This is a genomic window from Streptococcus sp. (assembly GCF_030825805.1).
Taxonomy (GTDB): domain Bacteria; phylum Bacillota; class Bacilli; order Lactobacillales; family Streptococcaceae; genus Streptococcus.
The window spans coordinates 1-13,955 of sequence record NZ_JAPJPF010000044.1 but is presented as its reverse complement, the minus strand read 5'-3'; the positions used below and the strand labels follow the sequence as shown (position 1 = coordinate 13,955).

The following is a 13,955-nucleotide window of genomic DNA, read 5'->3' as shown; positions in this document are numbered from 1 at the left end:
AAGAAAGAGGGCGTAGTAAAAATTGAAATCGAAAACTTTGATACTCGCCTCTTCCATTTAGAAAATTATATCAAACAAAAATATGGCTTGAAAGCTATCGAGATTATACCAAATCTAGTTGATGAGCCACGAGAAAGCCTTGAAAAGCGGCTAGCGCAAGCTAGTGCTGTCATGCTTCGAAATTTGATTGAAGATGGAATGACAGTTGGTTTTTCATGGGGCAAGTCTCTCAGATTAATGGTGGAACAAGTTGGAACTAAGCGTTTGGATGGTGTTCAATTTTATCCCCTAGCTGGAGGTCCCAGTCATATCCATGCTCGCTACCATGTCAATACTCTAATCTACAGTATGGCGAGTAAATTTCATGGAGAATGTCATTTTATAAACGCGAGTGTCATTCAAGAAAATTCTGAGGTAACGGAAGGCATCTTATCTTCTAAGTATTTCGAGGACTTGAAAGCTAGTTGGCGTTGTTTGGATGTTGCTGCTGTAGGGATTGGTGGCCATGCAGATAGCAAGAATCCTCAGTGGTTTGATATGCTAACAACAAATGATTTTAAGAAATTGGAGTCGGAACATGCTGTAGGAGAAGTCTGCTGTCGTTTCTTTGATCAAGAAGGTATCCCCGTTTATCCTGAATTACAGGAAAGAACAATATCTATCACATTGGAGGAATTGAGAAAGGTTCCGAATACCATCTCGTTAGCCTACGGTGATCAAAAAGCAAAAGCAATTTTATCGGTTTTGAAAGCCAACTATATCAATCATTTAGTCACAGATGAAGCGACGATCTTAAAAGTTTTAGAATTAGATGGTGATCAGCAATTTACTAAAAAATAGGACAGCGAGGATGCAGTCCTTATTTTTTTGAGTTAAATAGCACAAATGTGCAAAAACTAAAAACAATAATCAAATGTTGTAGTTTTTTATTGACCGGCAAAAATATAAATGGTATATTGACAATAGAAAAAGCGCTTTCATTAGATTGACAAAGGAGTGTAGTGCACATGGAAATAATTGTTGCAGACCAAATTATTATGGGCTTAATTTTAAATGCGGGTGATGCTAAACAGCATGTTTACCAAGCTTTATCATATGCTAAGGAAGGTGATTTTACATCTTCTGAAGGCGAAATTGCAAAAGCAGATGCAGCATTGCTAGAAGCGCATAACTTGCAAACCCAATTTTTAGCCCAGGAAGCAAGTGGGACAAAGACAGAGATTACAGCTTTGTTTGTGCACTCACAAGATCACTTAATGACTTCAATCACAGAGATTAACTTGATTAAAGAAATGATTGACTTACGAAAAGAACTTTCAGCGAAACAATAAGGAGGAAAAGATGATGAAAATTGGATTGTTTTGTGCGGCAGGATTTTCAACAGGAATGTTGGTAAATAATATGAAGGTAGCGGCTCAGGAATTAGGTATTGATGCTGAAATTGAGGCATATTCTCAAGCGAAATTAGCAGATTTTGCCCCAGAAATAGATGTCGCTTTGTTAGGGCCTCAAGTAGCTTATACTTTGGATAAATCAAAAGCGATTTGTGAGGCAAACCATATCCCTATTGCTGTCATTCCTATGGCGGATTATGGGATGTTAGATGGTAAGAAGGTACTAAATCTAGCTCTAGAATTGCTAGGAGAAAAATAAGGAGGCTTCCCATGTCTAATTTTAATTCTCAGAAAATTATCGCTCCAATCATGCGTTTTGTAAACATGAAAGGAATTATTGCTCTTAAAGATGGGATGTTAGCGATCCTTCCATTAACGGTAGTTGGTAGTTTGTTTCTGATTATTGGACAATTACCATTTGAAGGCCTTAATCAGGCTATTGCTAGTGTATTTGGCGATACATGGACAGAGCCATTTATGCAAGTTTATTCAGGAACATTCGCCATCATGGGCTTAATTTCTTGCTTCTCCATTGGGTATTCTTATGCTAAAAACAGTGGAGTAGAACCCTTGCCAGCGGGAGTTTTGTCCCTGTCTTCATTCTTTATCTTGTTAAAATCTTCTTATGTACCAGCTAAGGGAGAACCGATTGGCGATGCCATTTCAAAAGTATGGTTTGGTGGTCAAGGGATTATCGGGGCCATTATTATTGGTCTGGTAGTTGGTGCAATTTATACTGTGTTTATCCAAAGACACATTGTTATAAAAATGCCAGAACAAGTACCTCAAGCCATTGCCAAACAATTTGAAGCGATGATTCCTGCTTTCGTGATTTTCTTACTATCAATGATTGTCTATATCGTATCAAAAGTAGTGACAAACGGCGGTACCTTCATTGAAATGATTTATGATGTCATTCAGGTTCCTCTTCAAGGTCTAACAGGATCACTTTACGGAGCGATTGGGATTGCTTTCTTTATTTCATTCTTGTGGTGGTTTGGTGTTCATGGCCAATCAGTTGTCAACGGTGTAGTAACAGCCTTGCTACTTTCTAACCTAGATGCCAATAAATCAATGTTGGCAGCTGGGAAGCTATCCGTTGAAAATGGTGCCCACATTGTAACTCAACAATTCTTAGATAGCTTCCTTATTTTGTCTGGATCAGGTATAACCTTTGGGTTGGTTGTTGCCATGCTATTTGCTGCTAAGTCAAAACAGTATAAAGCTTTGGGGAAAGTTGCAGCATTTCCTGCAATCTTTAATGTCAATGAACCCGTCGTATTTGGATTTCCGATCGTAATGAACCCAGTTATGTTCCTTCCATTTATTTTGGTTCCAATTTTGGCTGCAATAATTGTTTATGCATCAATTGCTATTGGATTTATGCATCCATTCTCAGGTGTGACTCTTCCTTGGAGTACACCAGCCATTATTTCTGGATTTATGGTTGGAGGTTGGCAAGGTGCTTTCGTTCAAGTGCTGGTTCTTGCAACCTCGACTGTCGTATATTTCCCATTCTTCAAATTCCAAGATAATCTTGCCTATAACAACGAATTACAAGCTGAAAAATAGTGCGTTTATTAGGAGTGCACAGATGTGCGACTAGAATAGAATTTATAGGTATTATCCATAATTCATTGAAATTCGTAAAATTTAATGCTACTATAGTTACGAAAGAAAACAAAATAATTTCAAAAGAAAGGTTTTGAAAAAATGAAACAAGTAGAAGTAGCAAGTACAAGCATTAAAACAGAATATTTTGGAAGCCTCACTGAACGCATGAATAAGTATCGTGAAGATGTCTTAAATAAGAAGCCTTACATCGATGCTGAACGTGCTGTTCTTGCAACTAAGGCATATGATCGTTATAAGGAACAACCAAATGTTCTTAAACGTGCCTATATGTTGAAAGAGATTCTTGAAAATATGACAATCTACATTGAGGATGAATCCATGATTGCTGGAAACCAAGCATCCTCTAATAAAGATGCTCCGATTTTCCCAGAATATACTTTAGAGTTCGTTCTGAAGGAATTGGATCTTTTTGAAAAGCGGGATGGTGATGTCTTCTATATTACGGAAGAAACGAAAGAACAGCTCCGTAGTATCGCACCGTTCTGGGAAAATAATAACTTACGTGCAAGAGCTGGCGCTCTTCTACCTGAAGAAGTATCTGTCTATATGGAAACAGGATTCTTCGGTATGGAAGGGAAGATGAATTCAGGAGATGCCCACTTAGCAGTCAATTATCAAAAATTATTGCAATATGGCTTGAAAGGTTTTGAAGAAAGAGCTCGCCAAGCTAAAGCAGCCCTAGATCTAACGGATCCAGCTAGCATTGATAAGTACCATTTTTACGATTCTATCTTTATCGTAGTTGATGCTGTTAAGACCTATGCTCAACGATTTGTGGAACTTGCTAAACAACTTGCTGAAACAGCAACTCCTGAACGTAAGAAGGAATTGCTTGAAATTGCAGAGATTTGCTCAAAAGTTCCATACGAGCCTGCAAGTACATTTGCAGAGGCTGTTCAGTCTGTTTGGTTTATCCAATGTATTCTTCAGATTGAATCAAATGGACACTCACTTTCATATGGCCGTTTTGACCAATATATGTATCCATACGTTAAAGCTGATTTGGAAAGTGGACGGGAAACTGAAGAGAGTATTGTTGAACGCTTGACTAACCTTTGGATTAAGACTATTACAATTAACAAAGTACGTAGTCAAGCACATACCTTCTCATCTGCAGGTAGTCCGCTTTATCAAAACGTTACGATTGGTGGTCAAACACGTGATAAGAAAGATGCCGTCAATCCATTGTCTTATTTGGTGTTGAAGTCAGTTGCTCAAACTCACCTTCCTCAACCAAACTTAACTGTTCGTTATCATGCTGGTCTGGATGCCCGCTTCATGAACGAATGTATTGAAGTTATGAAGCTCGGATTTGGTATGCCTGCTTTCAATAATGATGAGATTATTATTCCATCCTTTATTTCAAAAGGTGTTCTTGAAGAAGATGCTTATGATTACAGTGCAATTGGTTGTGTAGAAACAGCTGTTCCAGGTAAATGGGGATATCGCTGTACAGGTATGAGTTATATGAACTTCCCTAAAGTTTTGCTCATTACGATGAATGACGGAATCGATCCTGCTTCTGGCAAGCGCTTTGCACCAAGCTTTGGTCATTTTAAAGACATGAAGAGCTTCGATGAATTGCAAACAGCATGGGACAAGACCTTACGCCACTTAACCCGCATGAGTGTGATCGTAGAAAACTCTATCGACCTATCTCTTGAAAGAGAAGTGCCAGATATCCTCTGTTCAGCTTTGACAGATGACTGTATTGGACGTGGAAAACACCTAAAAGAAGGTGGAGCTGTCTACGATTATATTTCTGGTTTACAAGTGGGTATTGCAAACTTATCCGATTCACTTGCAGCAATCAAGAAACTGGTATTCGAAGAAGGACGCTTAACGCCACAAGAGCTATGGCATGCTCTGGAAACCGATTACGAGGGCGAACGTGGAAAAGAAATCCAAGAGATGCTTATCCATGATGCACCGAAGTATGGAAACGATGATGACTATGCGGACAGCTTAGTTCGAGAAGCATACGATATTTATGTGGATGAAATTGCTAAATATCCAAATACTCGATATGGACGTGGGCCAATCGGAGGAATTCGTTACTCAGGTACATCTTCTATTTCAGCCAATGTAGGACAAGGTCGTGGAACATTAGCTACTCCGGACGGTCGTAATGCTGGAACTCCACTAGCAGAAGGATGCTCTCCATCCCACAATATGGACCAACATGGCCCAACATCTGTTCTAAAATCTGTCTCTAAATTGCCAACAGATGAAATTGTTGGTGGTGTTTTACTGAACCAAAAAGTAAACCCACAAACTTTATCCAAAGAAGAAGATAAATTAAAACTTATTGCTTTACTCCGTACGTTCTTTAATCGTCTACATGGATACCATATTCAATACAATGTGGTTTCTAGAGAAACGTTGTTAGATGCTCAAAAACATCCGGAAAAACACCGTGACTTAATTGTACGTGTTGCTGGCTACTCAGCCTTCTTCAATGTACTATCAAGAGCAACACAAGATGATATTATTGGACGGACAGAGCATACTCTATAGTAAAGAGGTATGTATATGGAATTTATGCTTGATACTTTAAATTTAGATGAGATAAAAAAATGGGCACGAGTGTTACCCCTTGCTGGGGTAACTTCGAACCCAACAATTGCTAAAAAAGAAGGGAACATTGATTTTTTTGATCGTATCCATAAGGTGCGGGAAATCATCGGAGGATCTCCTTCCATCCATGTTCAAGTTGTCGCAAAAGATTATGAAGGAATTTTAAAAGATGCGGCCGAAATTCGAGAACAATGCGATGAAAATACCTATATTAAAGTTCCAGTAACACCTGAAGGACTTGCTGCAATTAAAGTGTTAAAAGCAGAGGGTTACAAAATTACTGCAACAGCAATCTATACTGTTTTTCAAGGACTGTTAGCTATTGAAGCAGGAGCCGACTATTTAGCACCTTATTACAATCGTATGGAAAACTTAAACATTGATTCAGCTCAGGTTATTTCTCAGTTAGCGAGTGCCATAGAGCGTAATCATTCATCAAGCAAAATTCTAGCAGCTTCCTTTAAAAATGTGGCTCAAGTTAATCGAGCATTTAAAGAAGGAACACAAGCAATTACGGCAGGGGCAGATGTCTTTGAAGCAGCTTTTGGAATGCCTTCTATTCCAAAAGCAGTAGATGACTTCGAGGCAGATTGGTCAGCTGTTCATCATAAGAATACAATTTGATAAAGGAGGAGTGTATGAGAAATTTTGCCAGCCCATCCCGTTACATTCAAGGTGAAAATGCTTTATTTGAAAATGCAAAACCTATTTTAGAACTGGGGAGTCATCCCGTTTTACTCTGTGATTCAGTAGTCTATGATATCGTAGGGGAACGTTTTGAAAAGTATCTCCTTCGGTATGGCTTTACAGTCTTGCCAGTGTTCTTCAACGGTGAAGCTTCTGATAATGAAATCAATCGTGTGGTCAGTCTGGCAGAAGAAAATGGCTGTGACTTAGTCATCGGACTTGGTGGAGGAAAGACCATCGACAGTGCAAAAGCCATTGCTGATCTTTTAAAATCACCAGTTGTCATTGCTCCGACTATTGCATCTACAGATGCTCCGGTTTCAGCCTTGTCTGTTATTTATACGGATGAAGGTGCCTTTGCTCGCTATATCTTCTATTCTAAAAACCCAGAATTGGTCTTGGTAGATAGTAAAGTCATCTCTCAAGCACCAAAACGTTTGCTTGCTTCTGGTATCGCAGATGGACTAGCTACTTGGGTCGAAGCGCGTGCGGTAATGCAAGCCAACGGAAAAACCATGCTAGGCAAACACCAAACTCTAGCTGGTGTGGCGATTGCGCAACGTTGTGAAGAAATCTTATTTGCTGATGGTCTCCAAGCCGTGGCTGCTTGTGAAGCTAAAGTGGTGACGCCTGCATTAGAAAACATCATCGAAGCCAATACCCTTCTCAGTGGGATTGGGTTTGAAAGTGGTGGCTTGGCAGCAGCTCATGCCATCCATAATGGCTTTACGGCCCTTACTGGGGATATCCACCATTTGACTCACGGTGAAAAAGTAGCCTATGGAACCTTGGTTCAATTGTTCTTGGAAAACCGTCCAAAAGAAGAATTGAACAAATACATTCATTTCTATCAACAAATTGGCATGCCAACGACTCTGAAAGAAATGCATCTTGAAAATGCAAGCTACGAAGATCTTCTCAAGGTTGGCCAACAAGCAACCATTGAAGGAGAAACCATTCACCAAATGCCATTCAAGGTACAAGCATCTGATATTGCTCAAGCGATTGTAGCAGTAGATGCTTATGTCAAGTCCTTAGGCTAATCAAAGAAATACAGAAACCATCGCCTGTTGGCGATGGTTTTTTTGATGGTTGTTCGTTTTCGTTTAATTTGGAGATGTATACTTCTGAATTAAGAGATTCTCCACCCACATAGCTGAAAAATGCAACCATATAGAAAAAAGAAAAGGCAAAGGCTCCAATCTTTGATAGACTCAGGAGGTAGCGTTACAAATACAAATTGGAGGAAATGAAATGACAGAATGTAGTCAAAAAGAATTGGCACAGATTGTAGGAGGAGGAGGTTCTCGCCCAAATGTGGTTCAAGGTCAGTCAGATAAGATTGAGATTGGACGTCCTGGATTTGTGAAGCGACCACCGCTCGCTCGTATTTAAGACATGATAGAGTTCTAGGATGAAGTGTTCTGAGAGTTAGATCTTAAGGCAGATTGGAACTCGGTAGAAAGGATTAAATGAAAGGGTAAATGCAATGAGTAAGACAGACAGATTGTTTCAACTAGCGACAATTGGAATTCTCTGCATCAATTTTGCGCTTTTTAACGTGGGACTCCCAACGGATTTAGTGGGCCACCTATCGGATGATTCTTATTATGGCTTGCTCCTCTTGTTGATAGGATTGATTGGGGGGGTAGCCGTTACACTCTTGGTAAAGAGTCGTCGCTGGGACTTGTACGGGAAATTCACCTTTAAAGCTTCCTATTTGGCGGTGTTTGTGCTTGTTTTTCTTGCTCACTTTTTATGGGATATGTTTTCTGCAGCGGTATTTCCGCCCACTAAGAATTCCATAGCCCTTGCAGAAATATCTAGTGATTTGTCAGGCTGGGCCTTGGTGTTGATACGCTATGTCTATGCCTGCTTGCTGGCTCCCATTGTGGAAGAGCTAGTTTTTCGTGATTTGGTCATGACGGCTTTGGCACCTTATCAGAAGTATAAGCTGGATATGCTTGTTTCGGCCTCCTTGTTCAGCCTCTCGCATGTCTGGCAGCATGGCTGGGATTTGCCAAGCTTTATCGTCTACTTGGTACCGGGCCTGCTATTTTGTGCGGTCTTGCGTTATACCAAATCGATTTACTGGGCTATCCTTCAGCATGCCTCTTGGAATAGCTTCCTTACCCTCTTATCCCTCCTGGTCAGTGGGATTTAAGTAAGGGGAAGGAGTGGCAGGGGCCTTTATCCATCATCAAAGAAGCAGTCAAAACTGCTTTTTTGCATGCAGTCAAAACAACTATTTTTTCTAACTTTTGAAATATTATACAGTTAAGCGTTTACATTTTTCCGTAAAGTGCTATAATTTAATATGAAGAATAACATTTTATACAGAGGTGATCCATATGAAAAAAGGGAAGCTACTCTTAGCCACCGGCGCTCTGCTTTTGTCTGTAAGCGCACTGGTAGCCTGCTCACAAGGAGGGAAATCTTCAAGTTCGGACAACCAGGTCTTTAGTTATGTATATACGCAAGATCCGGATACTTTGGATTATTCACTCTCTAATAAACGGTCAACTTCAGAATTTACAGGTAATGCTGTGGATGGTTTGTTAGAAGTTGACAAATACGGCAACTTAATCCCATCTCTTGCTAAGGATTGGACTGTTTCAAAAGATGGTCTGACCTATACCTATAAACTTCGTAAAGGGGTTAAATGGGTGACCGCTGAAGGGGAAGAATTCGGAGAAGTTAAGGCCCAAGACTTTGTGACGGGGCTTCAGCACGCAGCGGACAAGAAATCTTCGGCCCTCTATCTCGTCCAACAATCTATCAAAGGGTTGGATGATTATGTCTCAGGGAAAACCAAAGACTTCTCAACAGTTGGTATCAAAGCTGTCGATGACTATACGGTTCAATACACCTTGAACCAACCAGAAAGTTTCTGGAATTCAAAAACCACCATGGGCATTTTGATGCCAGTCAATAAAGAATTCTTAGATTCTAAGGGAGATGACTACGGTCAAGGTACGAACCCTTCTAGTATTCTTTATTGTGGTCCTTATTTGATTAAAGCTATCACCTCTAAATCTGTTGTGACGCTTGAAAAGAACCCAACCTATTGGGATGCTGATAATGTAAAAATTTCTAAGGTTAAGCTGACCTATTATGATGGACAAGATTCAGAATCTTTGATCCGTGGATTTGATAACGGAGACTATACCTTTGCCCGTGTCTTCCCAAATGGCTCTAACTATAAGAGTGTAGAGAAGAAACACAAAGATGACATTGTCTTCAGTGACCAAGGATCCTCTACTTATAACTTGTCTTTCAACATTGACCGTCAAGCTTATGAGATTACGACTAAAACTACAGATGCTCAAAAGAGCTCAACCAAGAAAGCAATCTTGAATAAAGACTTCCGTCAAGCCATTATGTTTGCCTTCAACCGCAAGGCCTATGTAGCGCAAGCCAATGGGGAAGCATCTGCAGACAAGGTCATCCGCAACACCTTCACTCCTCCAAACTTTGTTCAAATTGATGGCAAAGATTTCGGTGAGTCTGTAGAGAAAAACATAGAAGAATATGGTGATGAATGGAAAGGTGTTTCTGTCGAAGATGGAAAAGATACCCTTTACAATCCAACCAAGGCCAAGGAAGAGTTTGCCAAGGCCAAAGAAGCTCTTCAAGGCCAAGGGGTAGAGTTCCCGATTCATTTGGACCTCCCTGTTTCATCCACCTATACAGAAGGAGTCAAGCAAGCTCAATCCTTTAAACAGTCGATCGAATCTACCCTAGGAGCAGAAAATGTCGTCATCGACTTGAATATGGTATCTGAGGACGATCTTAATCGAGTGACCTACTTTGCTGAAAATGCTTCTCAACAAGACTGGGATTTGAACAACAACTTGGGTTGGGGTCCAGACTATACCGATCCATCTTCTTACCTAGATATCACAAACTCTAAGAATGGTGAAAATGCAAATTCTTACTTCGGATTTGATGCTGGTACTAATAACGCAGCTGCTAAAGAAGCTGGTTTTGATGAATACGATCAATTGATTGAAGATGCACATAATGAAACAAAAGATGTCAATGACCGCTATGAAAAATATGCTAAGGCTCAGGCTTGGTTGACTGATAGTGCCCTCTTAATCCCGATTCATTCAGATGGTGCCTCTCCAGGTGTTCGTAAGACAGTTCCATACACAGCTGCCTTTGCTTGGACAGGACACAAGGGTCAAACCTTCAACTACAAGTACTTGGAATTGCAAGACAAAGTTTTGACAACCAAGGAGTACGATGAAGCGCGTGAACAATGGAAGAAAGAAAAAGAAGAATCCAATAAGAAAGCTCAAAAAGAACTAGAAAGTCACGTAGAAGACTAGGAGTTTAAGAGCGATTGTATATTGAACAGGGAAGAGAGTGGGACAGAAATCGGTAATTCGTTAGAATTTGATTTCGTCGTCCCACCTCCGCAGACAATTGAGAGGCTAGGACTTTGTCCCAGCCTCTTTTTGGTGGATAGAACCTTTAAAAATCCCCTAAAAATGGTATAATAGGAGCATCACGAAAATTGGAGAGACAGCATGAGTTTTTACAATCATAAAGAAATCGAGCCTAAGTGGCAGAAACACTGGGCTGACCATCACACCTTTAAGACAGGAACAGACGCTTCAAAACCTAAGTTTTATGCGCTTGACATGTTCCCTTACCCATCTGGAGCGGGTCTTCACGTAGGACACCCAGAAGGTTATACGGCAACAGATATCCTTAGCCGTTTCAAACGTGCCCAAGGCTACAATGTCCTTCACCCAATGGGATGGGATGCTTTTGGTTTGCCTGCTGAGCAATATGCCATGGATACAGGGAATGACCCAGCAGAATTCACAGCAGAAAATATTGCCAACTTCAAACGCCAAATCAATGCGCTTGGCTTCTCTTACGACTGGGACCGTGAAGTCAATACGACAGATCCGAACTACTACAAGTGGACGCAATGGATCTTCACTAAACTTTACGAAAAAGGTTTGGCTTATGAAGCTGAAGTGCCAGTAAACTGGGTTGAGGAACTAGGAACAGCCATCGCTAACGAAGAAGTCCTTCCAGATGGAACATCTGAGCGTGGTGGCTATCCAGTTGTCCGCAAACCAATGCGCCAATGGATGCTCAAGATCACTGCCTATGCGGAGCGCTTGCTCAATGACTTGGATGACCTGGATTGGCCAGAATCTATCAAGGACATGCAACGCAACTGGATTGGGAAATCAACTGGTGCCAATGTCACTTTCAAGGTGAAAGGAACAGACAAGGAATTCACCGTCTTTACAACACGTCCAGATACCCTTTTTGGTGCGACCTTCACTGTTTTGGCTCCTGAGCATGACTTGGTAGATGCCATCACAATTCCGGAACAAGCAGAGGCTGTAGCTGACTACAAACACCAAGCAAGCCTCAAGTCAGACTTGGCTCGTACAGACCTTGCCAAGGAAAAAACAGGGGTTTGGACTGGTGCTTATGCCATCAACCCTGTCAATGGTAAAGAAATTCCAATCTGGATTGCCGACTATGTTCTTGCTAGCTACGGTACAGGTGCTGTTATGGCCGTACCTGCCCACGATGAGCGTGACTGGGAATTTGCTAAACAGTTTGGTCTTCCAATCGTAGAAGTGTTGGAAGGTGGAAACGTTGAAGAAGCAGCTTACACAGAAGATGGTCTTCACGTCAACTCAGACTTCTTGAACGGGCTTAACAAAGAAGAAGCGATTGCTAAGATTGTGGCTTGGTTGGAAGAAAAAGGCTGTGGTCAAGAAAAAATCACTTACCGTCTTCGTGACTGGCTCTTTAGCCGTCAACGTTACTGGGGTGAACCAATCCCAATCATTCATTGGGAAGATGGGACTTCAACGGCTGTTCCTGAAAATGAATTGCCACTTGTCTTGCCTGTAACCAAGGATATCCGTCCTTCAGGTACTGGGGAGAGTCCACTAGCTAACTTGACTGACTGGCTTGAAGTGACTCGTGAAGATGGCGTGAAAGGCCGTCGCGAGACCAACACCATGCCACAATGGGCAGGTTCAAGCTGGTACTACCTCCGCTATATCGACCCACATAACACAGAAAAATTGGCTGACGAAGATCTCCTTAAACAATGGTTGCCAGTAGATATCTACGTGGGTGGTGCAGAACACGCCGTTCTTCACTTGCTTTACGCTCGTTTCTGGCATAAATTCCTCTATGATATCGGTGTCGTTCCAACGAAAGAGCCATTCCAAAAACTCTTTAACCAAGGTATGATCTTGGGGACTAGCTACCGTGACCACCGTGGGGCTCTTGTAGCGACTGACAAGGTTGAAAAACGCGACGGTTCCTTCTTCCATGTGGAAACAGGAGAAGAGTTGGAGCAAGCACCAGCTAAGATGTCGAAATCCCTCAAGAACGTGGTTAACCCAGACGATGTGGTGGAACAATACGGTGCCGATACCCTTCGTGTCTATGAAATGTTCATGGGACCACTTGACGCTTCGATCGCTTGGTCAGAAGAAGGCTTGGAAGGAAGCCGTAAATTCCTCGACCGTGTTTACCGTTTGATTACAAGCAAAGAAATCGTTGCGGAAAACAATGGTGCTCTTGACAAGGTTTATAACGAAACTGTTAAATCTGTCACAGAGCAAATCGAGTCGATGAAGTTTAATACAGACATTGCCCAACTCATGGTCTTTGTCAATGCTGCTAATAAGGAAGACAAACTCTATGTGGATTATGCCAAAGGATTTATCCAATTGCTTGCCCCAGTTGCGCCTCACTTGGCAGAAGAACTCTGGCAAATAGTGGCAGCAACAGGTGAGTCTATCTCTTATGTAGCTTGGCCAACATGGGACGAAAGCAAATTGGTTGAAGACGAAATTGAAATCGTCGTCCAAATCAAAGGTAAAGTCCGTGCTAAACTCATGGTCGCTAAAGACTTGTCACGCGAAGAATTGCAAGAAGTCGCTCTCGCTGACGAAAAAGTCAAGGCCGAGATCGATGGCAAGGAAATTGTGAAAGTGATTGCGGTACCGAATAAGCTTGTGAATATTGTTGTGAAATAAAAATGAATCCTTCAGAGTTCAGCTCTGGAGGATTTTTGACTCTTCTTGACAAGAAATTGGTATTTTGTTAATATGGTTAACAAAAAGAAGGAAACCATGAATAAGAAAGAACTGCATAAGTTTAATAATCGTTTTAACAGCTTTGCTTTAGCTTTTGAACAGTTGAAAAAAGCTCAGCATAGGAACAGTATTGATAAATCAATCACTATTAATGAAGTCCATTTGATCGACCTGATAGGCCGCAATCAGCCTGTGAATCTAGTGAAATTATCTGAGTTACTTGAAGTGTCTAGGAGTGCCATTACTCAGAGTGTTAGACGTTTAACCAAGAAAGACCTCGTTGCTTTTGAATTTGCACCGGATAATGAAAAAAATAAATATCTGATATTATCCAAAAAAGGAGTTGAAGTTTTTAACATTCATAAAGAGCAGCAAGAACATATTGAGACAGCTATTTTTTCAGTTTTAAAAAACTATAACGAGGAGGATCTTCAAATGATTATGAAATTGATGGATGATGTTGAACAGGTTTGGCAAGAATTACCGTGGTAAAAATCACGGTAATTTTATAACTATATTGTTAATTATATTAACAAAAAGAGGAAGATATGAATATACAAATTGA

The 13,955-nt window shown here is 40.9% G+C and carries 12 protein-coding genes; all 12 read left to right on the top strand.

All coding sequences use genetic code 11. The features are described 5' to 3' along the window. A partial coding sequence (locus RCH62_RS07200; RefSeq protein WP_306474916.1) for a sugar-binding transcriptional regulator occupies nucleotides 1–840 on the top strand: 840 nt, incomplete at its 5' end. A 167-nt stretch (nucleotides 841–1,007) separates the two neighbouring features. Beyond that, nucleotides 1,008–1,331, top strand: coding sequence for a PTS lactose/cellobiose transporter subunit IIA (locus tag RCH62_RS07195; RefSeq protein WP_006595062.1), 324 nt, complete (start codon nucleotides 1,008–1,010; stop codon nucleotides 1,329–1,331). Between the two features lie 10 nt (nucleotides 1,332–1,341). Continuing rightward, nucleotides 1,342–1,653: a PTS sugar transporter subunit IIB gene (locus tag RCH62_RS07190; protein ID WP_006595061.1), complete on the top strand. Its 312-nt coding sequence runs from the start codon at nucleotides 1,342–1,344 to the stop codon at nucleotides 1,651–1,653. 11 nt (nucleotides 1,654–1,664) lie between these two features. Continuing rightward, nucleotides 1,665–2,966 (top strand): PTS sugar transporter subunit IIC, encoded by a 1,302-nt coding sequence (locus RCH62_RS07185; protein WP_006595060.1) that lies wholly within the window; start codon nucleotides 1,665–1,667, stop codon nucleotides 2,964–2,966. A gap of 141 nt (nucleotides 2,967–3,107) precedes the next feature. Continuing rightward, nucleotides 3,108–5,546, top strand: a complete 2,439-nt coding sequence (locus RCH62_RS07180; RefSeq protein WP_006596971.1) for a glycyl radical protein — start codon at nucleotides 3,108–3,110, stop codon at nucleotides 5,544–5,546. Nucleotides 5,547–5,561: 15 nt separating this feature from the next. After that, the gene (locus RCH62_RS07175; RefSeq protein WP_006595058.1) at nucleotides 5,562–6,230 is read left to right on the top strand and encodes a fructose-6-phosphate aldolase; all 669 of its coding nucleotides are present in this window, start codon (nucleotides 5,562–5,564) and stop codon (nucleotides 6,228–6,230) included. Nucleotides 6,231–6,244: 14 nt separating this feature from the next. Beyond that, nucleotides 6,245–7,336, top strand: coding sequence for a glycerol dehydrogenase (locus RCH62_RS07170; protein ID WP_006596970.1), 1,092 nt, complete (start codon nucleotides 6,245–6,247; stop codon nucleotides 7,334–7,336). A gap of 211 nt (nucleotides 7,337–7,547) precedes the next feature. After that, on the top strand, nucleotides 7,548–7,688 hold the full coding sequence (locus RCH62_RS07165) for a bacteriocin (protein ID WP_006595056.1): 141 nt from the start codon (nucleotides 7,548–7,550) through the stop codon (nucleotides 7,686–7,688). A 94-nt stretch (nucleotides 7,689–7,782) separates the two neighbouring features. Then, the gene (locus tag RCH62_RS07160) at nucleotides 7,783–8,457 is read left to right on the top strand and encodes a CPBP family intramembrane glutamic endopeptidase (RefSeq protein WP_006595055.1); all 675 of its coding nucleotides are present in this window, start codon (nucleotides 7,783–7,785) and stop codon (nucleotides 8,455–8,457) included. Between the two features lie 187 nt (nucleotides 8,458–8,644). Continuing rightward, nucleotides 8,645–10,627, top strand: a complete 1,983-nt coding sequence (locus RCH62_RS07155) for a peptide ABC transporter substrate-binding protein (RefSeq protein WP_306474915.1) — start codon at nucleotides 8,645–8,647, stop codon at nucleotides 10,625–10,627. A gap of 201 nt (nucleotides 10,628–10,828) precedes the next feature. Continuing rightward, the gene (gene leuS / locus RCH62_RS07150) at nucleotides 10,829–13,330 is read left to right on the top strand and encodes a leucine--tRNA ligase (protein WP_306474914.1); all 2,502 of its coding nucleotides are present in this window, start codon (nucleotides 10,829–10,831) and stop codon (nucleotides 13,328–13,330) included. A gap of 96 nt (nucleotides 13,331–13,426) precedes the next feature. Further along, complete coding sequence (locus tag RCH62_RS07145; protein WP_070674717.1) at nucleotides 13,427–13,882, top strand: MarR family winged helix-turn-helix transcriptional regulator; 456 nt, start codon at nucleotides 13,427–13,429, stop codon at nucleotides 13,880–13,882. The last annotated feature ends 73 nt before the right edge of the window (nucleotides 13,883–13,955 follow it).